25 protein-coding genes and 1 pseudogene are annotated in these 24,943 nt (G+C 67.0%); 14 read left to right on the top strand and 12 right to left on the bottom strand.

Annotated features, from left to right (window positions below; all coding sequences use genetic code 11):
• Window positions 1–4 precede the first annotated feature (4 nt).
• Both AC07PF_RS12015 and AC07PF_RS12010 read right to left on the bottom strand, forming a co-directional pair.
• Window positions 5–802 carry an isocitrate lyase/PEP mutase family protein gene (locus AC07PF_RS12015; RefSeq protein ID WP_494611983.1) on the bottom strand — a complete coding sequence of 266 codons (798 nt, stop codon included), beginning with the start codon at window positions 800–802 and terminating at the stop codon, window positions 5–7.
• Window positions 803–823: 21 nt separating this feature from the next.
• Window positions 824–1,561 carry an SDR family NAD(P)-dependent oxidoreductase gene (locus AC07PF_RS12010; RefSeq protein ID WP_494611982.1) on the bottom strand — a complete coding sequence of 246 codons (738 nt, stop codon included), beginning with the start codon at window positions 1,559–1,561 and terminating at the stop codon, window positions 824–826.
• 107 nt (window positions 1,562–1,668) lie between these two features.
• Between AC07PF_RS12010 and AC07PF_RS12005 the strand changes: the two genes are divergently transcribed.
• Complete coding sequence (locus AC07PF_RS12005; protein WP_494611981.1) at window positions 1,669–2,262, top strand: TetR/AcrR family transcriptional regulator; 594 nt, start codon at window positions 1,669–1,671, stop codon at window positions 2,260–2,262.
• A gap of 39 nt (window positions 2,263–2,301) precedes the next feature.
• Here the strand turns inward: AC07PF_RS12005 and AC07PF_RS12000 are convergent, their stop codons facing one another.
• Both AC07PF_RS12000 and adh read right to left on the bottom strand, forming a co-directional pair.
• Complete coding sequence (locus AC07PF_RS12000; protein ID WP_494611980.1) at window positions 2,302–2,721, bottom strand: DUF779 domain-containing protein; 420 nt, start codon at window positions 2,719–2,721, stop codon at window positions 2,302–2,304.
• Window positions 2,722–2,732: 11 nt separating this feature from the next.
• Entirely contained in the window at window positions 2,733–4,253 is a 1,521-nt protein-coding gene (gene adh, locus AC07PF_RS11995; RefSeq protein WP_494607418.1) for an aldehyde dehydrogenase, read from the bottom strand.
• A 334-nt stretch (window positions 4,254–4,587) separates the two neighbouring features.
• On the opposite strand from adh, the gene AC07PF_RS11990 reads away from it, so the two are divergent.
• Window positions 4,588–5,928: a protein kinase domain-containing protein gene (locus AC07PF_RS11990; protein WP_145696471.1), complete on the top strand. Its 1,341-nt coding sequence runs from the start codon at window positions 4,588–4,590 to the stop codon at window positions 5,926–5,928.
• On the opposite strand, the gene AC07PF_RS11985 is transcribed toward AC07PF_RS11990, so the two are convergent.
• Together AC07PF_RS11985 and AC07PF_RS11980 are read right to left on the bottom strand one after the other, a co-directional pair.
• Window positions 5,903–7,285, bottom strand: coding sequence for an MATE family efflux transporter (locus AC07PF_RS11985; RefSeq protein ID WP_494611979.1), 1,383 nt, complete (start codon window positions 7,283–7,285; stop codon window positions 5,903–5,905). The two genes, AC07PF_RS11990 and AC07PF_RS11985, sit on opposite strands and share 26 nt — an antisense overlap.
• 2 nt (window positions 7,286–7,287) lie before the next feature.
• Window positions 7,288–7,731, bottom strand: a complete 444-nt coding sequence (locus tag AC07PF_RS11980; protein ID WP_494607422.1) for a VOC family protein — start codon at window positions 7,729–7,731, stop codon at window positions 7,288–7,290.
• A 79-nt stretch (window positions 7,732–7,810) separates the two neighbouring features.
• Between AC07PF_RS11980 and AC07PF_RS11975 the strand changes: the two genes are divergently transcribed.
• Window positions 7,811–8,464, top strand: coding sequence for a TetR/AcrR family transcriptional regulator (locus tag AC07PF_RS11975; protein WP_494607423.1), 654 nt, complete (start codon window positions 7,811–7,813; stop codon window positions 8,462–8,464).
• 6 nt (window positions 8,465–8,470) lie between these two features.
• Here the strand turns inward: AC07PF_RS11975 and AC07PF_RS11970 are convergent, their stop codons facing one another.
• On the bottom strand, window positions 8,471–10,042 hold the full coding sequence (locus AC07PF_RS11970; RefSeq protein ID WP_494611978.1) for an EAL domain-containing protein: 1,572 nt from the start codon (window positions 10,040–10,042) through the stop codon (window positions 8,471–8,473).
• A gap of 442 nt (window positions 10,043–10,484) precedes the next feature.
• A complete protein-coding gene (locus tag AC07PF_RS11965; RefSeq protein ID WP_494611977.1) occupies window positions 10,485–11,192 on the bottom strand; it encodes an HAD family hydrolase in 708 nt (235 codons plus the stop codon).
• Between the two features lie 189 nt (window positions 11,193–11,381).
• Between AC07PF_RS11965 and AC07PF_RS11960 the strand changes: the two genes are divergently transcribed.
• Genes AC07PF_RS11960 through AC07PF_RS11950 form a run of 3 tightly spaced genes read left to right on the top strand, consistent with a single transcriptional unit; the run spans window position 11,382 to window position 13,553 of the window.
• The gene (locus AC07PF_RS11960) at window positions 11,382–11,882 is read left to right on the top strand and encodes a DUF2753 family protein (RefSeq protein WP_007858861.1); all 501 of its coding nucleotides are present in this window, start codon (window positions 11,382–11,384) and stop codon (window positions 11,880–11,882) included.
• A gap of 57 nt (window positions 11,883–11,939) precedes the next feature.
• Window positions 11,940–12,563 (top strand): superoxide dismutase, encoded by a 624-nt coding sequence (locus AC07PF_RS11955; RefSeq protein ID WP_494611976.1) that lies wholly within the window; start codon window positions 11,940–11,942, stop codon window positions 12,561–12,563.
• A 57-nt stretch (window positions 12,564–12,620) separates the two neighbouring features.
• Window positions 12,621–13,553 (top strand): ZIP family metal transporter, encoded by a 933-nt coding sequence (locus tag AC07PF_RS11950; RefSeq protein WP_494611975.1) that lies wholly within the window; start codon window positions 12,621–12,623, stop codon window positions 13,551–13,553.
• A 59-nt stretch (window positions 13,554–13,612) separates the two neighbouring features.
• Here AC07PF_RS11950 and AC07PF_RS11945 read toward each other — a convergent pair whose 3' ends face one another.
• Entirely contained in the window at window positions 13,613–14,509 is an 897-nt protein-coding gene (locus AC07PF_RS11945) for an NmrA family NAD(P)-binding protein (protein ID WP_494611974.1), read from the bottom strand.
• 121 nt (window positions 14,510–14,630) lie between these two features.
• On the opposite strand from AC07PF_RS11945, the gene AC07PF_RS11940 reads away from it, so the two are divergent.
• Window positions 14,631–15,602: an AraC family transcriptional regulator gene (locus AC07PF_RS11940; RefSeq protein ID WP_494611973.1), complete on the top strand. Its 972-nt coding sequence runs from the start codon at window positions 14,631–14,633 to the stop codon at window positions 15,600–15,602.
• A gap of 146 nt (window positions 15,603–15,748) precedes the next feature.
• Here the strand turns inward: AC07PF_RS11940 and AC07PF_RS11935 are convergent.
• The 3 genes and pseudogenes from AC07PF_RS11935 to AC07PF_RS11925 form a co-directional block, all read right to left on the bottom strand.
• A pseudogene (locus tag AC07PF_RS11935) lies at window positions 15,749–15,936 on the bottom strand (transposase); the annotation flags it as partial.
• A 255-nt stretch (window positions 15,937–16,191) separates the two neighbouring features.
• Window positions 16,192–18,486 (bottom strand): endonuclease, encoded by a 2,295-nt coding sequence (locus tag AC07PF_RS11930; RefSeq protein ID WP_494611972.1) that lies wholly within the window; start codon window positions 18,484–18,486, stop codon window positions 16,192–16,194.
• A 332-nt stretch (window positions 18,487–18,818) separates the two neighbouring features.
• Window positions 18,819–20,048 (bottom strand): nucleoside recognition domain-containing protein, encoded by a 1,230-nt coding sequence (locus tag AC07PF_RS11925; RefSeq protein WP_494611971.1) that lies wholly within the window; start codon window positions 20,046–20,048, stop codon window positions 18,819–18,821.
• A gap of 118 nt (window positions 20,049–20,166) precedes the next feature.
• On the opposite strand from AC07PF_RS11925, the gene AC07PF_RS11920 reads away from it, so the two are divergent.
• The 7 genes from AC07PF_RS11920 to AC07PF_RS11890 all read left to right on the top strand — a co-directional run bounded on the left by AC07PF_RS11920 (window position 20,167) and on the right by AC07PF_RS11890 (window position 24,927).
• Window positions 20,167–20,559, top strand: coding sequence for an SMI1/KNR4 family protein (locus AC07PF_RS11920; protein WP_494611970.1), 393 nt, complete (start codon window positions 20,167–20,169; stop codon window positions 20,557–20,559).
• Window positions 20,560–20,720: 161 nt separating this feature from the next.
• Window positions 20,721–21,434 (top strand): YebC/PmpR family DNA-binding transcriptional regulator, encoded by a 714-nt coding sequence (locus tag AC07PF_RS11915; RefSeq protein WP_007858853.1) that lies wholly within the window; start codon window positions 20,721–20,723, stop codon window positions 21,432–21,434.
• 64 nt (window positions 21,435–21,498) lie between these two features.
• Entirely contained in the window at window positions 21,499–21,783 is a 285-nt protein-coding gene (locus AC07PF_RS11910) for a DnaJ domain-containing protein (RefSeq protein WP_007858846.1), read from the top strand.
• Window positions 21,780–22,355, top strand: a complete 576-nt coding sequence (locus AC07PF_RS11905) for a hypothetical protein (protein WP_007858843.1) — start codon at window positions 21,780–21,782, stop codon at window positions 22,353–22,355. The genes AC07PF_RS11910 and AC07PF_RS11905 overlap by 4 nt, the downstream gene beginning before the upstream one ends.
• Before the next feature lie 2 nt (window positions 22,356–22,357).
• On the top strand, window positions 22,358–23,116 hold the full coding sequence (locus tag AC07PF_RS11900) for a hypothetical protein (protein WP_494607442.1): 759 nt from the start codon (window positions 22,358–22,360) through the stop codon (window positions 23,114–23,116).
• Between the two features lie 8 nt (window positions 23,117–23,124).
• Complete coding sequence (locus AC07PF_RS11895) at window positions 23,125–24,396, top strand: hypothetical protein (protein WP_494611969.1); 1,272 nt, start codon at window positions 23,125–23,127, stop codon at window positions 24,394–24,396.
• Between the two features lie 45 nt (window positions 24,397–24,441).
• Window positions 24,442–24,927, top strand: coding sequence for a DUF2199 domain-containing protein (locus AC07PF_RS11890; RefSeq protein ID WP_494611968.1), 486 nt, complete (start codon window positions 24,442–24,444; stop codon window positions 24,925–24,927).
• Window positions 24,928–24,943 lie beyond the last annotated feature (16 nt).

Genomic DNA, 24,943 nt, shown 5'->3' with positions numbered 1-24,943 from the left:
CAGGTCAGCTGAACAGGCCCTGCATCTGCGCATAGGGGATCTGCCCCTGCAGCTTGTCCGATTCGCCGCCCTGCAGGAAATCCGTCGCCAGCTTCGCGGCCTGCCCCCACAGCACCTGTGGAATGCCCGATCCCGCGCTGAGCCGCTTCACGCCCAGGGCCTGCAGTTCGGTGGCATTGGCCAGGCCGCCCCAGGCCATCAGGTTCAGCGGCAGGTCGACACCGGCCACGATGGCCCTGATCTGCCCAGCATCGGTGAGCCCGGGGACGAACAGGCCGTCGACGCCCGCCTTGCGGTACAGCTGGCCGCGTGCGGTGGCTTCCCCGGCCTGGCTGCCCTCATCGACCAGTCGCTGCAGGACCACGTCCGTGCGCGCATTGACGAACAGGTCCAGCCCGTCCTTGGCCAGCCGCTCGCGGATCGCCTCGGCCTTGCGCGCCAGCAGCTCGGGGGGCTTGCGCCCGTCTTCGAGGTTGATGCCCGCAACGCCTTCGCCCGCCAGGCGCGCGGCCAGGTCGGCGACCTGGGCCGGGTCGTCGGAATAGCCGTCTTCCATGTCCACCGACAGGGGCACCTTGAGCACCCGCACCAGGTTCTTCGCGTACGCCAGCACCACGTCGACGGGCATGGCGTAGCCATCGGGGTAGCCCTGGGACCAGGCCACACCGGCGCTGGTGGTGGCGATGGCCGTGGCACCCAGGCTCTCGAAGAGCCGGGCGCTGGCGGCATCCCAGGCATTGGGCAGGCGCAGCAGGGTCGGGCTGGCATGCAGCGCGCGGAAAGTGGTGGCGGGTGCGGTCAAGGGGTCTCCTCCATTAAATCTTTACGCGAGCATACCGCCGTCGACCGTGAGCGCGGTGCCGGTGATGTACTGCGCCTTGGCGCTTGCGAGGAAGGCCACGGCGTGGGCGATGTCCTCGCCGCTACCGTACTTGCCGACCGCGATGGGCTGGCGGATCAGGTCGGACAGCGGCCCGGCGGCCGGATTCATGTCGGTGTCGATGGCGCCCGGCTGCACCAGGTTCACGGTGATCCCCTCGGGCCCGAGCTCGCGCGCGAGGCCCTTGGTGAACGAGGCCAGTGCGGACTTGGACATCGCGTAGATGCTCAAGCCCGGCCATTGCACCTGCTCGGCGAACCAGCTGCCGATGTGGATGATGCGCCCGCCCTGGCCCAGGTGGGGGATGGCCGCCTGGCTGGCGATGACCGGTGCGCGCACGTTCACGTTCAGGATCGCGTCGATGTCCGTCAGCGCGGCGTCCTTCACCGGGCCCATGTGGAAGATGCCCGCGTTGTTGACCAGGATGTCGATTCCGCCCAGGAAGGCCACCGCCTTCTGTACCGAGGCCTGCACGGCCGCAGCGTCGGCACTGTCGGCCTGGATGGCGGTGCCTCGTCGCCCCAAGGCCTCGATCTCGCGGACGACGCCAGCAGCCAGGTCGGCCGACTTTTCGTAGGTGATGGCGACGTCGGCGCCCTCGGCGGCCAGGGTCTTTGCAATCGCGGCGCCGATACCGCGGCTGGCCCCTGTGACGAGGGCGCGTTTGTTGGAAAGCAGCATGAATTGCCTTTTTGTGTTGATCGATACAGAATGATTGCGGCATTGATCTTTGCTGTCAATCGATTTATTGTGTCGATCAACACAAAAATGACGAAAGGATGGATTCCATGCCGGTTCTGGGCCGACCGAGAGCGTTCGACCGCGATGCCGCCCTGCAGGCGGCCGTGGAGGTTTTCTGGCGCCAGGGCTTCCTGGCCACCTCGATGAACGACCTGTGCGCAGCCATGGGCATCCGCTCGCCCAGCCTGTACGCGGCGTTCGGCAGCAAGGAGGCGCTGTATGCCGAGGCCATCGACCGCTACAGCGCGGCCGCCAACGAACTGATCTGGGACCGCATCGATGACGGCCCCACGGTGCGGGCGGGCATGCAGAAGGTGCTGCTGGCGGCAGCCCAGGTGGTGGCCGGCCGCGACGACATGCCTTCGGGTTGCATGGTGACGCTGGCCACAGGCGAGGAGTGCCCGGGCGGCTCGCCCGATACCGCCCGGCACGCCCGCGAGGGCTCATTGGCCAAGCTGCGCGCGGGGCTCCAGCGGGCGGTGACTGCGGGTGAGCTGCCGCCCTCCAGCAGCATCGACCGCCTGGCGCGCTTCTACCTGGGCGTGGTGCAGGGCATGGCCATCCAGGGGCGTGATGGCGCGGACCTGGCGGACCTGGAAGACATGGCCCGGACCGCCATGGCGGCCTGGCCGGAAAAATGAAGTCCCCCTGCGCCGCAGCGCGCGCCAGGGGGACTGGCGTCAAGCCACCGGGTGCAGCCTCAGTGCCTGCGACTCTTCGTCGGTGAACAGCCGCGAGCGGATCAGAAAGCGCAGGCCCGTGGGCCGCTCCAGCGAGAACATGCCGCCCCCGCCGGGCACCACGTCCACGGTGATCTGGGTGTGCTCCCACACCGCGAACTGCGGGCGGCTCATGTAGAAGGGCTCGCCGCCGATGTGGCCGAGCAGCACGTCCGAGTCGCCCACCAGGAACTCACCGCGCGCAAAGCACATGGGGGCGCTGCCGTCGCAGCAGCCGCCCGACTGGTGGAACATCAGCGGGCCGTGCTGCGCCTGCAGCCGGGCGATGAGTTCCAGGGCCTCGGGCGTGGCCAGGACGCGGGCCGGTGGGTCCGTGTCCTGGCCTTGCAAGGTGGCTTCGTGGGCCAGGGTGTCGGCCATGCCGCGCGTGCTCAGAAGAAGCCCAGGGGCGCCTGGGTGTAGCTCACCAGCAGGTTCTTGGTCTGCTGGTAGTGGTCCAGCATCATCTTGTGGTTCTCGCGGCCGATGCCCGACTGCTTGTAGCCGCCGAAGGCCGCATGCGCCGGGTACTGGTGGTAGCAGTTGGTCCACACGCGCCCGGCCTGGATGCCCCGGCCCATGCGGAAGGCGCGGTTGCCGTCGCGGCTCCAGACGCCCGCGCCCAGGCCGTACAGCGTGTCGTTGGCGATCTCCAGGGCTTCTTCCTCGGTCTTGAAGGTGGTGACCGACAGCACGGGGCCGAAGATCTCTTCCTGGAAGATGCGCATCTTGTTGTGGCCCTTGAACACGGTCGGCTGGATGTAGTAGCCGCCGGCCAGGTCGCCAGCGAGGTGGTTGCGCTCGCCGCCGATCAGGCACTGCGCGCCCTCCTGCTTGCCCAGGTCGAGGTAGGAGAGGATCTTCTCGAGCTGCTCCTGCGAGGCCTGCGCGCCGATCATGGTGCTCTTGTCCAGCGGGTGGCCCTGCTTGATGGCGGCTACGCGCTTGAGGGCGCGCTCCATGAAGCGCTCGTAGATCGATTCCTGGACCAGCGCGCGGCTCGGGCAGGTGCAGACTTCGCCCTGGTTCAGCGCGAACATGGCAAAGCCTTCGAGCGCCTTGTCGAAGAAGCCGTCGTCGGCATCCATCACGTCCTCGAAGAACACGTTGGGGCTCTTGCCGCCCAGCTCCAGCGTCACGGGGATGATGTTCTGGCTGGCGTACTGCATGATCAGCCGGCCTGTGGTGGTCTCGCCCGTGAAGGCGATCTTGGCGATGCGCGGGCTGCTGGCCAGCGGCTTGCCGGCCTCCAGGCCGAAGCCGTTGACGACGTTGAGCACGCCGGGCGGCAGCAGGTCGGCCACGATCTCCAGCAGCACCAGGATGGAGGCGGGCGTCTGCTCGGCGGGCTTCAAGACCACGCAGTTGCCGGCGGCCAGGGCCGGGGCGAGCTTCCATACCGCCATCAGGATGGGGAAGTTCCAGGGAATGATCTGCCCGACCACGCCCAGCGGCTCGTGGAAGTGGTAGGCCATGGTGTCGTGGTCGATCTCGCTGATGCCGCCTTCCTGCGCGCGGATGGCGCCCGCGAAGTAGCGGAAATGGTCGATGGCCAGGGGAATGTCGGCGGCCATGGTCTCGCGCAGCGGCTTGCCGTTGTCGATGGTCTCGGCCACGGCGATGGTCAAGAGGTTGGCCTCCATGCGGTCGGCGATCTTGAGCAGGATGTTGGCGCGGTCGGTGGTCGAGGTCTTGCCCCAGGCCGTTTTCGCCTTGTGGGCGGCGTCCAGCGCGGCGTTGATGTCCTTGTCGTTGGAGCGCGGGATGGCGGTGAACACCTGGCCGTTGATGGGCGAGCTGTTCTCGAAATACTGTCCGTCGATGGGGGCCACCCACTGGCCGCCGATGTAGTTGCCGTACTGCTTCTTGTAGGGGTTGGCGATGCCGAGGCTCGCGATTTCTGCCATGTTCATGCGTTTGTCTCCTGCGGTGGTTGGGTTGTGCCAGGCCCTGTCGTGGGGCCTGCAGCAGTAGATGGGCGCAATGCCCGTGCCAGCCGCAGCATGGGAGCGCTGGCAGCGCGCAAACCCAGCATCCATGCGGCTTTGGCCCCATCTGCCGCCAGCGCCCAGGCCGTGTGCACGGTGTGCCATGGCACAGCCCTTGTTCAGAAATGGAACAGCGGGCGGGACACTTGCGGCACACCACGGACCGCTGCCGGCGTGCAAAAAGCCACGCGTGGGGATGCCGCATGCGGTTGCAGGCCGCGGCTTTTGCCACAATGCGGGCATCGCCACCCGGATGCCCATGACCGCCACGCCCACCCTCATCCCCCCGACCATCGGCAAGTACCGCATCGAGCGCGAGCTTGGGCGCGGCGCCAGCGGCATCGTGTACCTGGGGCTCGACGGGTTCCGCGGCAAGCGCGTGGCCATCAAGCAGATGCACGCCCACCTGCTGGCCCAGCCCGACCAGGCCGAGCGCTACCGGCGCCTGCTGCGCAACGAGGCGGCCATGTCCGGCCGGCTCAAGCACCCCCACATCGTGCGCCTGCTCGACGCCGACGAGGACGCCGCCCAGCCCTACCTGGTGCTCGAATACGTGGACGGCCAGCCCCTGGCGGCCCATGCCCGGGCGGATGCGCTGCTGCCCGTGCCCCAGGTGCTGGACATCGCCTTCAAGTGCTGCAATGCGCTCGAATACGCCTACCGCGAAGGCCTGGTGCACCGCGACATCAAGCCCGCCAACCTGATGCTGGCCGCCAACGGCGACGTCAAGCTCACCGACTTCGGCGCCGCGCTGTCGCTGCGCAGCGATGCCACGCAGCTCTCGGGCATGGTGGGTTCGCCCTCCTACATGTCGCCCGAGCAGGTACGCGAGGAAGACCTCACACACCACAGCGACATGTTCTCGCTGGCCATCGTGGTGTACGAGCTGCTCACCGGCCGCCGCCCCTTCGATGGCGAGACCGACTTCGCCACGCTCTACAAGATCAGCCACGAAGAGCCCACGCCCCCGAGCCTGCTGCGCGTGTCGCTGCCCGGGCATGTGGACGCGGTGCTGCTGCGCGCCATGGCCAAGAAGCCGACCGACCGCTTTGCCACCTGGGGCGACTTCGCCCAGGCCCTGCTCGACGCCCACCGCGACCTGCCGCGCCAGCGCTCGCAGGACACCGAGGCCGAGCGCTTCGGCCGGCTGCGCGAGCTGCCCTTCTTTGCCGACTTCCACGACGTGGCGCTGTGGGAGCTGATGCGCCTGGGCAACTGGCGCCGGCTGGAGCAGGGCACGGTGCTCATGCGCGAGGGCCAGCCCGGCGACTCGTTCTGCATCCTCATCGAGGGCCAGGTGACCGTGAGCCGCCAGGGCTGGACGCTGAGCACCCTGGGCCCGGGCGTGACCCTGGGCGAGATGACCTACCTGCGCCCCGACAACCGCCTGCGCACGGCCACCGCCGTGGCCGAGACCGAGGTGCTGGTGCTCAAGATCCGCAACCCCGCGCTGCGCGAGGCGTCCGAAGACCTGCAGTCGCGCTTCGACAAGGCCTTCATCAAGCTGCTGGTGGGCCGGCTGGTCGCCGCCAACGAGCAGATCGCCGAATGGGACATGGTGGCCGGCCAGGTGTTCACGCCGGACGACGAGCAGGGCTGACGCTCTCCTGGAAACCCCGCAGCACCCACCGCAGCCTTGCGTGAAAGGCCGCAGCCAGCACCGCGCTGAGCAGCGCCGCCGCCATCCAGCCACCCCATGCGCCCCAGCCCAGGGCCGGCACGCTGGCGCCCAGCGCATCGAGTGACAACCATGCCGCCAGCGGCACGAACAGCAGCAGCGAGCACACGGTGTTGACGGTACTGGCCCAGCGCACGTCGCCCAGGCCGCGCAGGGCAAAGGCACTGCCCAGGTTGATGGCATCGAGCACCTGGTACGCGGCCACCAGCCCGAGCAGCGAGGTGGCCAGGGCCAGCGCGGCCTGGCCGCCGGCCCCGGCATCGCTGCCCAGCAGCGCCGCCAGCAGGGGCGGGCCGGCGAGCACCATGGCGGCGCCCACCAGGGCCATCCAGCCCGCCATCAGCCACAGGCTGGCGCGCACCAGGGGCGCTATCTGGTGGCGCTGGCCCGCTCCCATGGCATGGCCCACCAGCGTGGCACTGCCCGTGGCCAGGCCCAGCGCCGGCCAGAAGGCCAGGCCGGTGAGCGACAGCAGCAGCAAGGTGGCCGCACCCTCGGCGGGGCCGATGTGCGACATCAGGAGCTGGAACAACGCCATCGCCAGCACATCGGCCGCGGCGGCCACGCCGATGGGCAGGCCGGTGCGCAGCAGCTCCACGGTGCGGGCCCGCAGGGAGCCGAGGGACGATCTCCAGCCCGCGCGGGGAACCATGCCCAGCCCTGCCGCTACACCGACCAGGTTGGCCAGCGTGGATGCATGGGCAGAACCTGCGAGGCCCAGGCCCGCATCGAAGATCAGCCACTGGTTGAGCGGCACATTGGCCACGGCCGCCGCCAGGTTGGCCCCCAGGCTGGCCCGCGTGCGGCCCAGGCCGGCCAGGTAGCTCGACAGCGCAAACAGCAGCACCACCGATACCCCGCCCGCCATGCGCGGCTGCCAGTACTGCACGGCCTGCGCGGTGGACTCCGCGGGCAACTGCCACAGGGCAAACAGCCAGGGCCCGGCCCAGGCCAGCGCCCAAAAGCAGGGCAGGGTCAAGACGGCGGCCAGCAGGCCCGCGGGCAGGTAGGCCCGTGCGGCCTGCACCTGGCCGGCACCCAGGGCCTGGGCCACCGGCACCTGCACGGCAAACGCCACGCCGCCCAGCCCTACGAAGACCGCCAGGTTCAGAAAGGTCTGCGCCCCCAGCCCGGCCAGGGCATCGGCCGAGATGCGGCCGGCGAACCAGGTATCCGTCACGCCGACCACGGCCTGCAGCGAGTAGGTGGCGATCAGTGGCCAGGAGATGGCCAGCAGGGCACGCACGGGGCCCCGGGTGGTGCTGCTTGCTTCAGCCATGGTCAGCCAGCCATGTACGGGTCCCAGAAGCCCTCGGCGGGCTCGGCCTGCTCCACGATGTCGAGCACCAGGCCCGACGGGTCGCGCACCTGGAAGCGCACCTGGCCCCAGGGCTCGTGCTGCACGGCGTAGACGATTTCCACGCCGGCCGCGCGCAGGCGGGCTTCTTCGCGGCGGGCATCGTCCACCTGCAGGGTCAGCAGCAGGCCCTGGCCGCTGAAGACCTCGGGGCCCGGCGGGCGCGAGGGATGGTCGGGCGCCATGAAGGCGATGGACGCCGCACCGCCCTCGCTGCTGGTGCGCGACAGCAGCACGAACCACGAGGCTTCGAAGACCACCTCGAAACCCAGGTGCTGCACGAAGAAGTCGCGCGAGGCCTGGACGGTGGCCGTGGTGACCAGGGGATAGGCGGATGTCAGTTGCGAAAGGGGGGACGGGGTTGGCATGGTGGCTCCTGTTGCATCGGATGAACGCTGAGTACATACTGTCTGTATGTTCAATGAAATATAGATACGTACAGTCTGTATGTCAACAGGAAAATCCATTCCCAGCCCCGCCGCGGGCAATCGGCGCCTGGAGCAGGGCGCCCAGTCGCGCACCAAACTCATTGCGGCGGCGCGCGCGCTGTTCGAGAGGGACGGCTATGCCGCCACCTCCACCGAGGCGCTGCTGGTGGCCACAGGCCTCACGCGCGGCGCGCTGTACCACCACTTTCGCGACAAGAAAGACCTGTTCGTGGCCGTCTGCGAGGCCGTGCATGCCGAGCTCAGTGCCGCCATCGACGGGGCGGCCGATGCACAGGCGACCCCGCCGGACCAGTTGGTGGCGGGTGCATTGGCCTGGATCGATGCGGTGTCGCGGCCCGGCCCGCGCCAGGTGCTGCTGATCGACGGCCCCTCGGTGTTGGGCGCCCAGGCCTGGGCGGAACTCGACGGGCGCCATGGCTACCAGCAGCTGCATGCCGTGGTCGCCGAGATCCTGGCGCCCGCGGGCCTGGCACCGCTGGAGGTCGATGCCTGCGCCTCGGCCTTGAACGGTGCCATCAACGAGCTGGCGCGCTGGCTCGCGCGCCACCCTGCCGACGAGCACCCCGGCGCGCGCGATGCTGCCATCGCTGCGCTGCAGCGGGTGTGCGTGAGCGTGCTGCCGTCCGAAGGAAACGCGGGGAGGGGCGCCTGAGCGCGTCTATCCTTTGGCCTGGGCTTTCAGCCCCGCCAGCAGTTCGGCCAGTGGCATGGCCTTGGCAAACAGCCAGCCCTGCGCATGCCGCACGCCGCGCTCGCGCAGGAAGTCGGCCTGGAACTGGGTTTCCACGCCCTCGGCGATCAGGTCCAGCCCCAGCTTCTGCGCCATCTCGATGATGTGCGTGGTGACCGGGCTGATGGCGGCCTGCGCGCCGATGCTGGCGATGAAGATGCGGTCGATCTTGAGCGTGTCGATGTCGATGGATTCGAGCATGGACAGGCTCGAATAGCCGGTGCCGAAGTCGTCCATGGCGATGGACGCGCCGATCTGCCGGCCCGCCTGCAATGCGGGCCTGGCGGCCTCGACGTCCACCAGGCCGCGCTCGGTCACCTCCAGCATCAAGGCCCCCGGTGGCAGGTCCTGGGCGTCGAAGCGCTGCTGCAGGTATTGCACGGGCCCGTCGGCCACCAGGTCCTGGGGCGAGAGGTTCAGGCTGACGTGAAAGCCCGGGCTGGCCTTGAGCACATCGGGCAGGTCTTCGAGCACGCGGTCCATCACGTAGCGGGTGATGTGCGCCACTACGCCGGTGCGCTCTGCCTCGGCGATGAATTCGTCGGGCGGCACCAGGGTGGCGTTGGCCTTGCCGTTGCCACGGCGCCAGCGCAGCAGGGCCTCTGCGCCCACCCAGCGGCGGGTCTGCAGGTCCACGATGGGCTGGTACAGCACGAAGAACTCGCGCCGCCTGAGGCCCGCACGCAGCCGGGACCGGGAGGACAGCGTCCAGCGCGTGAGCGCCGCCACCCCCAGCGCCAGGGTGGCGCTAGCCACCAGCCCCAGCGGCGCCAGCACCAGCGCCTGGGCCGCCAGGCCCTCGTAGGCCAGGGCCTTGGGCGCGGCGGCCAGGGCCGCGATGTTGTTCTCCTGCGAGCTGCGAAACACGATGTGGTGCGTGTCGCTTTCCACCAGGCTGGGGGCGGGGGCCTGGTAGAGGTCCAGCCAGGCCTCCTGCAGCGGCCCGCGGGAGCGGATCAGTGCCTTGGGCGTGGTGATCGCCAGGCCCAGCGACACATCGGCATGCAGCACCGGCATGTCGATCACGATGCCGGGGTGGATGATCACCGCATGGCCGTTGCGCGCATAGATGTGGAAGGGCTGCTCGGGCGCGAAGGGCAGCCGCGCCCCGATCCAGCTGGAGATGCCCGAGGAGGTGACCATGGGCTTGCCGGCCAGTGCCACCGGACCGCTGCCCAGGGTGAGCGTGCTGCAGACCAGCATCCCATCCACCACCGAACCCATGCCCTGCAGGTAGAACGAGGTGCCCACCATCTGCTGCATGCGTGCCAGGCTGGCCTGGCCGCACGGAGGGCTGGGGTCCTTGTCGAGCTCGTTCAAGGCCGCCACCAGCTGCTGGCGCGAGGCGATGCCCCGGCGCAGCACCTCGTCCGCCAGCGACGTCAGGTAGGCCACCTGGTCATCCCGGGCCTTGCGCTGCGCCAGGTAGAGCGAGGCCGCGATGGGAATCAACGCCGCCAGCAGCAGGGGGACCGAGGCAACGACGTAGAAGCGTTTCATGGGTGCGGCGGTGAGGGGAGGTGCCTTGCAATGAGGGTCGATGCTGGCGTGTTTTGGGGTGGTGGGCAATCGGCCGTACCCTGCCATCGGATGGGTCTCAGTGTCCCGGATCGGCCTCTCACCTGGGCTCGAATGTTACTACTTGTTAATGGATAGGCCTGCTCCATGCCAGGTTTGACTTTCACACCATCAGCCTCAAGAACTTGGGGTGGTGCAGGTGACCCTCTTCGCTGCCGCATGGTCTTTCGTGAGAACCCATGTTCGCTGATTTGGCACCGACCTGGCCTGCGGGCTTTCACTGGGCCCTTGCGCGCCTATGGACCCCATCCAGCGTTGCGAGCACATGTTGGAGGTCAGGCCGGCCAGTTTCGCAACGTCGGATCGCAGCACCATCCGACCTTACCCCGACCTCACCCGGCTGTGAAGGCCTGTCGTCCGGGACTTACCCGCGCGCCGGGGTGGGCACCGCGGTCAGCGCAGCGATCGAGGGTATGCAGAAATCCGCCACATCCGCGCCGCCGCCGCAGGCCGTGACCCAGCAGGTTGCCATCCCCAGCGCCTTGGCTGGAGCAATATCCCGCTCAAGGCTGTCGCCGACGAACAGCACATCCTGGGGCGGCAAGTCCAGCATACCCAGCGCTTGCAGGAGTAGTCGGGGGGAGGGCTTGATGGACCTCGTGTCCGAAGAGAAGACTTGGCATTCCAGCACGGGCGCGACCTTCGACCGGCGCAGCTCGGGCTGCCAGTGGTGGAAGGGCGCCCAGAGGTTGCTCACCAACCCCATCCGGTGGGACCGGGCCAGCGTGAGGAGCACCTGTGCTGCCCATTTCGGGACCACGCCCACCTCGTGCCTTGCAATGACAAGCTCCAGAAGCCGGGCCTCGTGCCTGGACGGTATGCTGTGTTTGGCAAGCGTCTCTCGCAGGGACGGGAAGTCGTCGACAAGGGCAGGGTTGGTGTAGTCGGCAAGAAAGCCCGCCACGGCTGCGCCAACGCAATGCGCAACGGCTTCTGCAGACAGCGCAGCGCCGCCCACAGCGCGGTAGGTGGCATCGAAGTCTTCGCCGGGCCCCAGGCGGTCGCCGCCAAACATGAACGTTTCGTTCATGTCGAACAGCAGGGCCTTGTAGCGATGGAGAGGGGGAACCATGGAGGCAATGGTGCCTGATCCGTGCCACAGGTGGCTCGCAAAGACGGGCCGCACCGGGCTGTGCGCTTTCCCTGATGTGCCCGCCACAAAACCCCTCGCTGGACAATACGAATGAGAATGCATATCATTTTAATTGCCTGAGTACGCTACACCCGTCCACCGCAAAAGGCTCCCACCAGGAGCATTGCCATGGACCTGCGTCACGCATCCAGCCCTTCGATTGCCACCACCGCCCGGGACGCCCTGGCGCCCGAGCCCGCCACGCTGGCGCATTGGGAGCGCACGCTGCAGCGCGCCAATGCGGCGCTGCACATGGAACAGCCCGTGATGGCGCTGGCCTACCAGCAGCAGGCCTTGGTACTGGCGCTGCGCATCGTGCAGGCACCCCCCGCCGGCCGGGAAGACGACTGCATTGCCGCCCTGGTGGTCTCGCACCTGAACCTGGCCGACCTGCAGGCCGAAGCCGGCGCGCTGGACGCGTCTGCGCAGTTGCTGTGCAGCGTGCATGCCACGCTGCTGGGCCTGATGGCCGATGGCAGCCAGGGCACCGCCCTGCAGCGGGCGGCCTGGCGCCACAGCCGCGAATCCCATGCCGCGCTGCTGCGCCACGTGCAGGCCCATGGCCCGCACCCCGACACCACCGCCGTGCTGGCCGCCGCCTCGGGCGTGCTGCAGGGCACGGCGCATTGAGCTTCCCCGATTTTTTCCACTTGGCCATTGACGATTCACCCCACCTGAAAGGAACCCATGCCCTATTCGCTGCCTGCCTTGCCCTATGCCTATGACGCGCTGGAACCCCACATCGATGCCCGCACGATGGAGATCCACCACACCAAGCACCACCAGACCTACATCAACAACCTGAACGCCGCGCTGGACGGAACGCCCCACGCCGGCCTGCCGGTGGACGAGCTGGTGGCCGGCATTGCGCAATTGCCCGAGAACCTGCAGGGCCCCGTGCGCAACAACGGCGGCGGCCATGCCAACCACACGCTGTTCTGGACCGTGATGTCGCCCACGGGCGGCGGTGAACCGCAGGGCGCGCTGGCCGAGGCCGTCCAGGCGGACCTGGGCGGCTTCGATGCCTTCAAGGACGCATTCACCAAGGCCGCGCTCACGCGCTTTGGCAGCGGCTGGGCCTGGCTGTCGGTGAACAGCGCCGGCAAGCTGGTGGTGGAGAGCTCGGGCAACCAGGACAGCCCGCTGATGGCCGGCCTGCTGTCGGGCAACACCCCCATCCTGGGCCTGGACGTGTGGGAACACGCCTACTACCTGCAGTACCAAAATCGCCGCCCTGAGTACATCGCGGCGTTCTATAACGTGGTGGACTGGGCCGAGGTGGCCCGCCGCTACGCCCTGGCGCGCGGCTGAATCGATCCGCATTGCTGCGCCTTGCACCCTGACCCGATGCCTTCCGGAGCCGACACCATGCCCGTTCCCCCGCCGTCACCCGACAACGCCGCCTTGCCCAGCCCCCTGACCGAGACTGCCCGCCAGCCCTTGCACTGGCGCCAGTGGATCGGCCTGGCCATCGTGGTCACGGGGGGCGTGGTCGGCTCCCTGCAGATCTGGCAGTGGATCGCTGGCCAGCCCGTGGTGCTCGATGCCTGGATGGGCGGCATGGTGGCCGCACTGGCCACGGCCCTGGGCACGCTGCCCGTGATGCTCTCGCAGCGCATTTCCGAGCGCACGCAGGACACGCTGTTCGGCTTTGGCGCGGGCGTGATGCTGGCGGCCTGCTCGTTCTCGCTCATCATCCCGGGCATCAATGCCTCGCGCGCCGCCGGGGCCGGGGCCTGGGAGGCGGGTGGCACCATGGGTGCGGCCATCCTGCTCGGTGCGCTGGTGCTGCTGCTCATGGAGCGCCTGCTGCCGCACGAGCATTTCATCAAGGGCGTGGAGGGCCAGACCTCGCGCACGCTGCGGCGCACCTGGCTGTTCGTGTTCGCGATCGCGCTGCACAACCTGCCCGAGGGCTTGGCCATCGGCGTGGGCTATGCCAGCGGCGACACCATGCGGGCCGGCGCCCTGGCCACGGGCATCGCCATCCAGGATGTGCCCGAGGGCCTGGTGGTGGCCGTGGCCCTGCTGGCCGCCGGCTACAAGCGCTGGCTGGCCGTGGGCTTGGGCATGGCCTCGGGGCTGGTGGAGCCCATCGGCGCGGTGATCGGTGCCGCCGTGGTCAGCTACTCGGTGAGCCTCTTGCCCTGGGGCCTGGGCTTTGCCGCTGGCGCCATGCTGTTCGTGATCAGCCACGAGATCATCCCCGAGTCGCACCGCAAGGGTCACGAGGCCTGGGCGACCGGTGGGCTGATGCTGGGCTTCGTGATCATGATGGTGCTGGACACCGCGCTGGGTTGATCCCGCACGACCGTCCCCGAAGGCCACGGCAGTGAAGACTGCAGTGGCCTTTGGTTTTTTCAGGGCAGGGCGCCGTACGCTTCCTTGAGCGCCGGGGCCAGGGATTGCAGTGGGGTGGCGGTGGTATTGCGCGCATTGCGCCCCTCCACCGAGCGCACGCGCCCCTCGTTGAGGGCGCGCGCCATCTCGGCCAGCAGGTGGGCCAGGTCGGGCGCAATGCCGGCCTGGACCATGCCCTGGGCAGCGCCGTCGTAGGGCAGTTGCTGGTACGCCAGTGCGGGCTGGCCGATCACCCCGCCCACGAAAGTGGCGAGCTGCTCGTGGTTCAGGTCCCCGGGGCCCAGCAGCTCGCGCACGCTGTGGCCGGTCCAGCCGCGCTGGTCCAGCGCCGCGGTGGCCGCATCGGCAATATCGCGCGTGGCGATCATGGGGATGGGCAGATCGGGCGCAAAGGCATCGGCCAGGCTGCCGCCGTATTTCACGCCGGGCAGCAGGTTGAACAGGCCCTCGTAGAACATGGCCGGGCGCAGCCTGAGCACATGGCTGTGCTGCAGCGTGGCCAGGCGCTGTTCCTGCTCGTGCAGGCTGACCAGCACACCCGTGCCGGCAGGCTGCTCGGCCCCCAGGCTGCTGAGCGCCACCACATGCGGCACGCGCGCCGCCTGCAGGGCCGCCACGATAGCCTGGCCCTGGGTGCGCTGCAGCGCCACGAAACCGGGGGCCATGGGGTCGAAGGGCATCATGGCGTAGGCGGCGTCGGCGCCTTCGAAAGCGCGGGTGAGGTAGGCCGGGTCGGCGGCATCACCTACGTGCACCTGCGCACCCTGTTGCCGCAAGGCGTCGAGCCGCTCGGCCGAGCGGCCCATGGCGCGCACGCGGTGGCCCAGGGCAAGGAGGTTGCGGGCGATCACGCTGCCCGTGTGGCCGGTGGCACCCATCACTGCGATGTCTGACATGTGGAACTCCGAGGGGTTGTGGAACAAACAGGCGTCCAGTGTCTCGGCCAGCCCCAGGTATGCCAATGATGAATCAACGGTGTTTTTTGATTATTCGTCCAGACCGGATTAGGATGGCGGCATGGACATCCAGGTTGAAGCCGCCTCTGCCGCCACCGACCCGCTGGGCCGGGCCCTGCACCTGTTGCGCATGACGGGCGTGATCTACTGCTACTCCTACCTGCACCCGCCCCTGGGCATTGCGCTGCCGCCGATCCCGGGCTGCCTGATGTTCCACGCCATCACGGCCGGCGAATGCTGGCTGCGCGTTCCGGGCGCCGAGCCCGTGCTGCTGCGGGCCGGTGACTTCGCGCTGGTGCCGCGCGGTGAGGGGCACGACCTGCTGTCCACCGCCACCTCGCAGGCCGACGATTTCTTCGACCTGCCGCGCGTGCAGCTTGGCGGGCGCTTCGAGATCATGCGCCACGGCGAAGGCAGTGCGCCGGTCGCCCTGGTGTGTGGTGCCGTGCGTTTTGACGACGTGCTGGCCCGCCGCCTGGTGCATGCGCTGCCGCGCCAGATCGTGCTGGGCGGGCAGTCGCTGGGCCCATCGAACTGGCTCGCGCCCATCCTGGCGCTGCTGCAGGAGGAGGTCCAGCACCTGCGGCCCGGCGGCGAGGCCGTGGCCACGCGCCTGGCCGACGTGCTGGTGCTGCAGGCCATCCGCACCTGGCTGCAGAACGACCCGGGCGCGCGCACCGGCTGGCTGGGCGCCCTGCAGGACGCCCAGCTCGGGCCGGCCCTGGTGCTCATGCACGAGCAGCCCGGCACGCCCTGGACCCTGGCCTCGCTGGCCAGCGCCGTGGCCATGTCGCGCTCGGCCTTTGCCGCGCGCTTTGCGGCATCGGTGGGCATGCCGGTGATGCAGTACCTGACCCTTTGGCGCATGGCCCTGGCCCAGTCGCGCCTGCAGGAAGGGCAGGTGCGCCTGGCCGAGCTGGCCGACAGCCTGGGCTACCAGTCGGAGGCGGCGTTCAGCCGCGCGTACAAGCGCTGGTCGGGGCGTTCGCCGGGGAGTGAGCGGCGGGTGGAAGCCGCAGCGGCTCTCACTTAGAGAAGGTCGGCAAAACCTTGTTCGCCAGACCAGGGCAGCCCGATAGCCAATCGGCACTCGCCTCAATTCCCGCTCAATCTGCTTGTCCGGGCCAGGTTGCTCCCGTTTGCAGGCCTGTTTCAGGCCCTGGCACTCCTCAGGCGCACTTACCTCTTCATCGCCATGATGCCTTTCCTGGCCGTCCACAGGTTGCTCAGCGCAAACAGCATCGTCAGCCGCGCCGCGTTTTTTCCAACCCACGGTAACGCGCCTTGGCGTAGCCGAACTGCTGCTTGATCAACCGGAATGGATGCGCAACCCTGGCCCGTACGCTGGCCTTCAGTCGCTCGGCCTTGCAAGACTTCCTTGCCTAGCTTTCCGCTATCGGCCAAGACCAGCCAGTGACCACGAAAAGCAGACGCTCGACCTTCCAGTTAACCGGAGCAGGTGGGTGTGACGAATGGCTTTGAGATTTTTAACTGGCTGGCGAAATCGTTTTGCACCGCCAAGCGATCGCCGACTTGACGTCCAAAGCCGAGCCACTAGCGCTGCAAGCGTTGACCAACGCAAGAGCGCGATTGGGCGAGCCTGCAGACGCGCCGAACACAGCTCAGTCTGACAGCCCCATGGAGAAGTCAATATGGTCAATCCACCGGTCGTAATCGATGAGCGGATTGCGGTTGCCCTGGATCTCGAAAATTGCCTGGTTGCGATGCTGTTCGTATTCATCCACCGGATGTGTCTTGTGCCATTGCTTGAGCAGTTCGATTCGACCTGCATCCATCTTGCTCAGTTCGAGGTTAATCTTGCCGGGATACCTGAGCAAGAAATACAAGGTTGCGCGTGCAACTGCGCCCTTGCCCGCGCTGGGCTCGAATTGGTTGTTCTCTCGAACGCCGCAAAAATCTCGCGTGGCTTCGAGAGGAGGAAAATCGTAGTAAGCGTGGTTTCCTCTGAAGGAGTTGCAGCCGGACTCACATGCGAAAAGGTGGTGAATGTCTCCGCGCATGGGTTCACGCTTGCTGAACCACGACTGCGGTACTACGTGCTCGCAGTTGTAGGGCAGGCTTGCTTCCAGCAAACTGTCGATCGCCTGTGCGTCCGGATAAGCCTCCTGTTGCACCAGCATGGATCGCATGTCCTCGCGCCGTGCTTCGAGGGCAAAGGCTTCCTCAATGAAATCGCGTGGATCGTAGGTTTTACCGCTGTAGATACTCTGGATGACCAGGCGGCCGTGGTCTTTGCGAAGCTCAACCCAGGGATAAACATGCGTGGCAGGTTTGTAAGCTGGTTTCGTGGTGTGCGTGGTGGTCAGCAATTGGCTTAGCGCGGTAAAGGCTTGCTGAGGCGAGAGCTGCTCAGGTTCAACCCCTTCATAGTAGGCTTGCTTGTCGCTTTCGTCGCCGGCGTTGTTAAAGTATGGCTTTTGGCGCGAGCGTGCAGCCTCAAGCATCGAAAGCGCGGCGCTGCGCTCGGCAGCAAGCGCGGGCGAAAGCGCTGGTGTCGTCTGCGCGAGAGCGGTCGTCCCGAGCGCGACTTTGGTGCCCTTGAGGGCTGCCTTGTGCGAGCTTGCATCGGTTTGAGCGGTGCCCGTGTCTATTGGCTGCGATGCTTGCTGAGCCGCGGACGCAGTGTCCGACACTTGCGAGGCGCTGCCTCGCTCAGGTACGGCGATACCCGACGCGATACTGGAGATCAGATCGCCATCGAGTTCGATGGTTATCTTCAAAGGCAGTTTGAATTCAATACGGCCGGGCATGGCGCCTCCCATGTGGTGTTGGGGTGGGAGATTGACGGTGTCGGCGCCCGCTTGGCGCAGCATAGCCTCCTTGGCAAGCTGCACATAGTCGGGCCGGGCCGCGTGAAGGATGGTCTGTATCAGTTGAGCCTGCCTTCGGGTTTTTTGAGTGGAGCGGCGCCCTTCGATGTGCTTGACAAGGGCACTGACGCGAATTCCTTCATTACCCACCCAGTTGATGCGGCTGTCGTCCGAACCGAAGTACGGCTTTCCATCGATGTCCAGGATGTTCCCCTTGTCATCGATGTCAGGTATCGCCATATGGTGCAGAGCGAACACCTCCCATAGCTGGCTGCAAGTGGGCGATCCCGATGAGCCTCTGAGCGTGTCTGCCCTGTAGTGGGCAAAGATGGCAGGGTCGCGAAACCAGCCCAGCTTGGGCAAGAGGATCAAAGGGTTGTTGCGCAGCACCCATTGCTTTGGGCCGCCTTCTGGATGCTGGATCACGTTGACGGGATCTTGCACCTTGACCTTGCCTTGCGCTCCCACCAATGGCATCCAGCCGAAGCCCTCGATAGTGCCAGTGCCGCGCAAGCGCTCACCCACAGCGATGAGCGCAAAGTCCAGCTCCTTGTCGCTGATGAAAAGCGCTTCGGGATCCAACGAAAACTCGGTTGTGGGCAAGGGTTGGCCGCGCGAGTCGTTTTGGTAGTCGAAGGTGAGGGTGGCGCGCTGGGCGTCGGCGGCATCGCGAATGACGTGGTAGTTGGTCAGTACCACGCCTGGAGCAACCAGAAAGCCTGTGCCTTTGAAGACTTGGCCACTGCCTGAGTAAGTTACCGTGATCAGGCAGACCGCCCGGCCGATGGCCAGTCCAACTTCCAAAAAGCGCGGCTCATCGAAATCAGGGGCATCGATCAACCTCTCTTGCGCATTGTCTCGAAGCCAATCGGACACACCCTCAAGCCTTGCCTTGAGCGATTCCTGTACCAATGTCGGCGTCAATTCTCTCGCGTGGCGTTCCGCCATCATTTGACGCTCGGGTGTGTCTGGACTTTTGCCAGCGGTGATTACCGTCTGGCTTGCAGCGTGCGCGCTTTTCAGTTGGTGCCATCTCTTTGCGGCATCGAGCCGCATTTCGCGGCGCAGTTCTCCAGCATCGACCATGGCACCCCCTATTTGCGCGTCATGCGCTTGTTGCGGTAAACAGAAAGCTTACATATGCCGGCCTACTTTGACTTCACCCATTCGGACGAGGGTAATCGGGCGCGTGCGACACACGCTCGACACAAAGCCGCATCCTTTTCGATGAACGCTAGGGACGGGAAGCGCATCGTGGCGCTGCGGAGATAGGTGCGCCTGCGGGGTGCCAAAGGGCTTGAAACAGGCCTGCAAACGGGAGCAACCTGGCCCGGACAAGCAGATTGATCGGGCCTAAGGCGAGCGCCGATTGGCTATCTGGCTGCCCTGGTCTGGCGAACAGGGTCTGCAGACCCTCCTTAGCCAAAAAACCAATAGCACACCGCAATGGCGGCGATCACCCCCGCCAACTCCGCCAGCAGCGCACACGCCACCGAATGCCGCGCACGCTGGATACCCACGGCACCAAAGTACACCGCCAGCACATAGAAGGTGGTCTCGGTGCTGCCCTGGATGATGGCCGCCGCGCGTGCTGCAAAGCTGTCCACGCCCTGGGTCTGCATGGTCTCGATCAGCATCGCGCGCGCGGCGCTGCCCGAGAAGGGCTTGACCAGGGCGGTGGGCAGGGCGTCCACGAAGCGGGTGTCGGCACCGACCACCTCCACGCACCAGCGGATGGCATCGAGCACATAGCCCAGCGCGCCCGAGGCGCGGAACACGCCCACGGCGCACAGCATGGCCACCAGGTAGGGCAGCAGGCCCTTGGCCACGTCGAAGCCCTCGCGCGCGCCCTCGATGAAGGCCTCGTACACGGCCACCTTGCGCCAGGCGCCCAGCACCACGAACAGCACGATCAGTGAGAACAGCGTGAGGTTGCCCAGCAGCGAGGACAGGCTGGCCAGGGCCGCGGCGCTCAGCGTGGTCAACAGCGCCATGAAGCCGCCCAGCACCAGCGCGACGGGCAGCAGGTAGGCCAGCACCACGGGGTGCCACAGCGGCAGCCGCTGCACCACGGCCACGGCCAGCAGCCCGACCAGGGTGGAGACGGATGTGGCCAGCAGGATGGGCAGGAAGACCAGGGTCGGGTCCGGCGCGCCCTGCTGCATGCGGTACATGAAGATGGTCACCGGCAGCAGCGTGAGCGACGATGCGTTGAGCACCAGGAACAGAATCTGCGCGTTGGTGGCGGTGTCGGGCCGGGGGTTGAGCTCCTGCAGCGAGCGCATGGCCTTGAGGCCCATGGGCGTGGCCGCGTTGTCCAGCCCCAGCGCGTTGGCGGCGAAGTTCAGCGTGATCAGGCCCAGCGAGGGGTGGCCGCGCGGCACCTCGGGCATGAGCTTGGCGAACAGCGGCGCCAGCCAGCGGGCGAGGGCGTCGACGATGCCGGCCTTCTCCGCGATGCGCAAAAAGCCCAGCCACAGCGTGAGCGTGCCGAACAGCAGCACCATCACCTCGACCGAGAGCTTGGCCATGGCGAACAGCGCCTCGACCATGCTGCCGAAGATCTGCGCATTGCCACCCACCAGCCACTGGGCGAAGGCCGCCACGGCGGCGATGATGAAAAAACCCAGCCAGAGGGTGTTGAGCATCCGGTCTCCAGGAAATTGCAGCTCCCAAGGTTACCTTGGGTCGGTGCGAGCCAGCGGCACGGGCCTTGGCGATTTGCCCGGGTTCCCTGGGCTGGCGCGATCTGGTAGCGTGCCTGCCATGGCGCTTCCCACCACCGAAACCTTTGTCGCGGCCGCAGAGGCCCAATTGGGCCTTGCGCTGCCGCTCTGGCTGCGGGTGCGGCTGATGCAGGCCAATGGCGGCACCCTGGAGGCCGAGGGCGAGTACTGGGAGCTGTTTTCCGTGCCCGACACGAGGGACCGCAAGCACATCACCCGCTCCGCAACCCACATCCTTGGCGAAACGGCTGCGGCCCGCGAATGGACGGGGTTTCCGCCCCAGGCGATCGCCGTTGCCAGCAATGGCGGTGGCGACTACCTGATCCTGCTGCCCGACGAGCAGGCGCCCTCCCGGCTGCACGACAGGCCCTTCATCTGGCTGCACGGCGTGGACGAGGCACCGGTGCAGATCGATGTACCCATGCCCCCATAGTGCTTGCACCTTGGCGACAGTGGTACTCTATAGGGTTCGGCCAGAGACGGGGCTGCGGCGTTTTTGCAACGCTTTCAAGCCCGGATTCCTGGCCTGACAGGGCGCCTGCTTGAAGGGCAGGGCGCCCGACCAACCAAAACTCACCGAGGAAGAGGTCCAACATGGGCGCGCAGTGGAAAGCAAAAGGCAAGGCACAGGTCGCAGATGCCAAGGGCAAGCTGTTTGGCAAGCTGGTCAAGGAAATCATGGTCGCTGCGCGCGGCGGTGCCGACCCGGCCGGCAATGCACGCCTGCGCCTGGTGGTCGAGCAGGCCCGCAAGGTCTCGATGCCCAAGGACACGCTGGAGCGCGCCATCAAGAAGGGCTCCGGCACCGGCGCCGATGCGGTCAACTACGAACGCGTGATCTATGAAGGCTTTGCGCCCCACCAGGTGGCGGTGATGGTCGAGTGCCTGACCGACAACGTCAACCGCACCGCGCCTGAGATGCGCGTGCTGTTCCGCAAGGGCCAGCTGGGCACCTCCGGCTCGGTGGCCTGGGACTTCAACCACGTGGGCATGATCGAAGCCGAGCCCGCCAACGGCGATGCCGACCCTGAAATGGCCGCCATCGAGGCCGGTGCGCAGGACTTCGAGGCCGGCGACGAAGAAGGCAACACCACCTTCTGGACCGACCCGACCGACCTGGACCTGGTGAGCCGCGCGCTGCCGGCCCAGGGCTTCACGGTGCTGTCGGCCAAGCTGGGCTACAAGCCCAAGAACCCGGTGAACCCCGCCAACCTCACGGCCGAACAGCTCGAAGAGGTGGAAAACTTTCTGGCGGCCATCGACTCCAACGACGACGTGCAGAACGTGTACGTGAGCCTGGGCGGCTGAAGAAGCCCGCCGCCCTGGTGCCGGCGCCCGCTGTGCGCGCCGGCCACCGCACCACCTGGATTCCATGACTGCAGACCACTACGCCGCCCTCGGGCTGGCGGCCAACGCCTCGCTCGCCGACATCAAGAAGGCTTACCGCCAGAAGGCGGCCTTCTACCACCCGGACCGCAACCCGGCGCCCGACGCCGCGCAGCGCTTCCAGGCGGTGCAGAAGGCGTATGACGTGCTGTCGGACGATACGGCACGCCAGGCCTACGACGACAACCGCCGCCGCAACCTGCTCGACGACCCGCTGCAGACCGCCCAGGAAATCTGGCACACCTACACCCAAGGCATTCTTCCTTCGTGAAACTCTCTCCCTATTTCTATGACCTGCGTTCGGCCTACCAGGCCGAGCTCGATGACCTGACCCAGGATTCCGAAGGCAAGGACGTGCTGCGCAAGCGGCTGGCGCAAAAGCGCAACGAAATGGCCTTCCTCGTGCAGATGATGGAGCTGGCCCCCGAGATGGTGGCCGTGGTCTTCCACCAGGGCTTTCGCTTTGCGCGCCCCGCGGCGCTGGAGCACCTGATCGGCCGCGGCGTGGACGATCTGCCGGCCTGGAGCACCCTGGCCGATGGCGCCGTGCTGCTCGAGCCCTGGGCTGCCAGCCTCGCCAAGACGGTGCTGGCCGAGCCTGGCGGCGAGCGCTTCATGGCCGTGGCAGCGGGCCTCGAGTACCTGCAGGTGCATTCGCGCCTGGCGCCTGCGGCCCAGCAAGCCGACGCCGAAGATGAAGAGAACGACGAAGACGCCGCCGAGCACGACGACGGCTACGACAACCTGAGCGCCGACGATGCCGCCGACCCGCACAACGCCCGCTCGCGTGAGGAGGCCAGCGACAACTGGCTGTCCGACGTAGGCTTTGACCGCAAGGACTGACCATGAGCAGCAATACCCACCTGGCCCTCATCACCAAGACCACGGCCCTGATTGCGGCCGGTGACATCGTGGGCGCCGAATCGGCGTTGGCCGAACTGGCCGACACCGATGGCGACAACGCCCTGATGGTGGTGCTCGACCAGCTCGCGCCCAAGGACATCCTGGCCGTGATGCGCGAGTACGACGATTCCAAGGCCTCGGTGGTCAACCTGCTGGTCACGCCCGAGCAGTTCGCGCGCGCCATGGTGCTCGAAAAGCAGTACAAGGACCTCACCCACACGCACCTGCGCAACATGGTCAACGCCGTGGTGTTCCGCGACGATGCCGACCCGGTGGCGTTCCTCACCGCCATTGGCGACCTGGAGGGTGGCAGCGAAGCCCTGGCCAATTACTTTGCTGAAAAGTGGAGCCGCATCGAGGCCTTTGCCCGCACCGGCACCTTCGATGCGGTGGAGGACTACGGCCCCACGCTGACCGATGACGAACTGCTGGCTTCGGGCTACGTGCAGCCGCGCATCGACCAGGACGAAGTGGCCGACCGCGACTGGATGCAGATGGCCTGGCTGCTGCGCTACGAATGCCGCGACCTGTTCATCGAAACCCTGCTGGTGCTGCGCGCCAAGGCCCGCGCCTTCGACCTGGGTCTGGACGAAGGCGATGAGCCCGCCGAAGAGGATGACGGCAAGTTCGAGACCAGCGAGACCGACCGCGGCAAGGCCACGCCTGCCGCCCGTGCATCCGACGAAGAGTCGGCCATCTGACTTTCTTCATGTCCGAGCACGAAATGTCTTCTGCGCCGGCGGCCAACGCGCTGCAACTGCACGACGCGCGCCCCTTCTTCGAGAAGGCGCTGGCCCACGGCGTGGCGCACGGCATCATCGATGCGGCCAGGCTGGCCGCGATGAACACCGACGCCCCCAAGGGCATGGTGCAGATCGCGCGCTACTTCGGCAGCGAGTTCCTGCGGCCCGAGCTGGAGAAGGCCCGCGACCGCATGGTCAACCTGATCAGCCTGTACCTGCTGGACACCACGGGGGGTGACCTGCATGAGGCCGCGGTGTCGCTGCGCGACAACTCCTTCCTGTCGCGCTCCAAGGGCGGGTCGGACATGCTCAAGCGCCTGATCGCCATGCCCGAGAGCAGCAACTTCGGCATGGGCGGGTATGCCGATGCCGAAACGCCGCTGCTGGCCGTGTGGTCGCTGCGCAGCCATGCCGATTACCGCGCCGAGCTGGCGCGGCGCACGCAGATCCAGGCGGCCATCCGCGCTGCCCAGTGGCTGGCCGAACAGTACGACCTGGACGACGATGCGCTCGAAGAGTCGGGCGCCGACGCCGAGGCCGTTGTCCGCACCGGCCTGCTGCTGCAGGCCCTGGCCCCCAAGGTGGGCGACTGGCCCAATGCCGTGGTGTTCGAGAAGATCGCCACTGTCCACCGCAAGAAGAAGACCACGGCGGACCAGGTCAGGCTGTCGCTGCCGCCTGGCCTGCCTGCCGACCTGAAGGATGTGGTGGAGGCCCAGCGCGCCACGGTGCTGGCCGACCTGCCCAGGCTGCTCGACGCGGCCACGCCACTGCGCAACCTGCTGCGGCCCACCAGCGGTTTCCGTGCGCGCTACTTCCTGCTCGACGACCCGCTGGCCGAGGTGGACGACTACCACCGCAACCTGGCCGACCTGGACGAAGAGGGCGATGCGCCCCAGCCCGCCAGCAAGACCTGGACCAAGGCCGTGCAGGGCAACGAGGACGAGCCCAGCCTGCTGACCCTGTTCCTGTGCCTGGCCACCGGCACGCCCAAGAAGACGGTGCTGACCGAAAAGACTGCCGCCAGCCTGGTGCGCAAGCTGCGCAAGAGCGGCTGGCAGCCCGAGCTGGCCGCCGATTTCATCCGCGCGCATGCGCCCGGCGTGCGCCAGGCCGACTATGGGGACCTGTGGAACAGCTTCGTGCAGGAGTCGCAGGCCACACTGCTCAGCGACATGGACTACCAGATGCACGATGCCCTGGCGTTGCTGCGCCGGGAATGCAACGTGGTGGGTTGAAATTCCAGGGTTTACATTGCTGTCCTTCTCAATCGGGAGGTTCTGATGGCGTCCATCTGCAGCAGCTGCGGAAAAGTCCATGGCGAGATGTCTCGCTACTTCATGTGGCGTTTGCCCAAGCTGGGGTTCGCGTCTGCGCAGAAGCTGGTATCGGACGATGAGTACATGTGCCGCATCGGCAACAAGCGGCACTTCATCAGCTGCGAGCTGGCGCTGGCTTTCAAGGACCCATCGGAAAAGCCACTGGGCTTCATCGGCTGGGTAGAGGTTTCGCGCGCTGACTACGAGGCTTACCAGCGCTACCGCAGTGACGAGGAGAAACTGCCCCCTATGGCACGTTGGATAGAAGGTCGCCTCGCCAATCCTGTGCCGGCGGTGGCTGAATCGCTGGGTGTTTCGGTGCAATTCGAGGTGCTCTGTGGCGATCCCACGCCCTACATCACCTGGGTGCAGCCGGGTACTGCATTGGCTGCCCGTGTGCAGGAGGGCGCTACCCTGGCGTTCTGGCACGAGGCCGCCGGGCTGGTGTAGCACCCCGCACCTTCCA

Source organism: Acidovorax sp. GW821-FHT10A04, from assembly GCF_059415825.1.
The sequence above is the reverse complement of the archived record's forward strand: the minus strand, read 5'-3'. Positions and strand labels throughout refer to the sequence as shown.

Coding starts and splice junctions, on each gene's coding strand:
- AC07PF_RS11900 (WP_494607442.1), top strand. CDS start 22,358: ATGAGCAGCAATACCCACCTGGCCCTCATCACCAAGACCACGGCCCTG.
- AC07PF_RS11920 (WP_494611970.1), top strand. CDS start 20,167: ATGGCGCTTCCCACCACCGAAACCTTTGTCGCGGCCGCAGAGGCCCAA.
- AC07PF_RS11945 (WP_494611974.1), bottom strand. CDS start 14,509: ATGTCAGACATCGCAGTGATGGGTGCCACCGGCCACACGGGCAGCGTG.
- AC07PF_RS11960 (WP_007858861.1), top strand. CDS start 11,382: ATGGACCTGCGTCACGCATCCAGCCCTTCGATTGCCACCACCGCCCGG.
- AC07PF_RS11925 (WP_494611971.1), bottom strand. CDS start 20,048: ATGCTCAACACCCTCTGGCTGGGTTTTTTCATCATCGCCGCCGTGGCG.
- AC07PF_RS11975 (WP_494607423.1), top strand. CDS start 7,811: ATGTCAACAGGAAAATCCATTCCCAGCCCCGCCGCGGGCAATCGGCGC.
- AC07PF_RS12005 (WP_494611981.1), top strand. CDS start 1,669: ATGCCGGTTCTGGGCCGACCGAGAGCGTTCGACCGCGATGCCGCCCTG.
- AC07PF_RS11970 (WP_494611978.1), bottom strand. CDS start 10,042: ATGAAACGCTTCTACGTCGTTGCCTCGGTCCCCCTGCTGCTGGCGGCG.
- AC07PF_RS11955 (WP_494611976.1), top strand. CDS start 11,940: ATGCCCTATTCGCTGCCTGCCTTGCCCTATGCCTATGACGCGCTGGAA.
- AC07PF_RS11950 (WP_494611975.1), top strand. CDS start 12,621: ATGCCCGTTCCCCCGCCGTCACCCGACAACGCCGCCTTGCCCAGCCCC.
- AC07PF_RS11990 (WP_145696471.1), top strand. CDS start 4,588: ATGACCGCCACGCCCACCCTCATCCCCCCGACCATCGGCAAGTACCGC.
- AC07PF_RS11910 (WP_007858846.1), top strand. CDS start 21,499: ATGACTGCAGACCACTACGCCGCCCTCGGGCTGGCGGCCAACGCCTCG.
- AC07PF_RS12010 (WP_494611982.1), bottom strand. CDS start 1,561: ATGCTGCTTTCCAACAAACGCGCCCTCGTCACAGGGGCCAGCCGCGGT.
- AC07PF_RS11985 (WP_494611979.1), bottom strand. CDS start 7,285: ATGGCTGAAGCAAGCAGCACCACCCGGGGCCCCGTGCGTGCCCTGCTG.
- AC07PF_RS11965 (WP_494611977.1), bottom strand. CDS start 11,192: ATGGTTCCCCCTCTCCATCGCTACAAGGCCCTGCTGTTCGACATGAAC.
- AC07PF_RS12000 (WP_494611980.1), bottom strand. CDS start 2,721: ATGGCCGACACCCTGGCCCACGAAGCCACCTTGCAAGGCCAGGACACG.
- AC07PF_RS11915 (WP_007858853.1), top strand. CDS start 20,721: ATGGGCGCGCAGTGGAAAGCAAAAGGCAAGGCACAGGTCGCAGATGCC.
- AC07PF_RS11930 (WP_494611972.1), bottom strand. CDS start 18,486: ATGGTCGATGCTGGAGAACTGCGCCGCGAAATGCGGCTCGATGCCGCA.
- AC07PF_RS11895 (WP_494611969.1), top strand. CDS start 23,125: ATGTCCGAGCACGAAATGTCTTCTGCGCCGGCGGCCAACGCGCTGCAA.
- AC07PF_RS11980 (WP_494607422.1), bottom strand. CDS start 7,731: ATGCCAACCCCGTCCCCCCTTTCGCAACTGACATCCGCCTATCCCCTG.
- AC07PF_RS11940 (WP_494611973.1), top strand. CDS start 14,631: ATGGACATCCAGGTTGAAGCCGCCTCTGCCGCCACCGACCCGCTGGGC.
- adh (WP_494607418.1), bottom strand. CDS start 4,253: ATGAACATGGCAGAAATCGCGAGCCTCGGCATCGCCAACCCCTACAAG.
- AC07PF_RS11890 (WP_494611968.1), top strand. CDS start 24,442: ATGGCGTCCATCTGCAGCAGCTGCGGAAAAGTCCATGGCGAGATGTCT.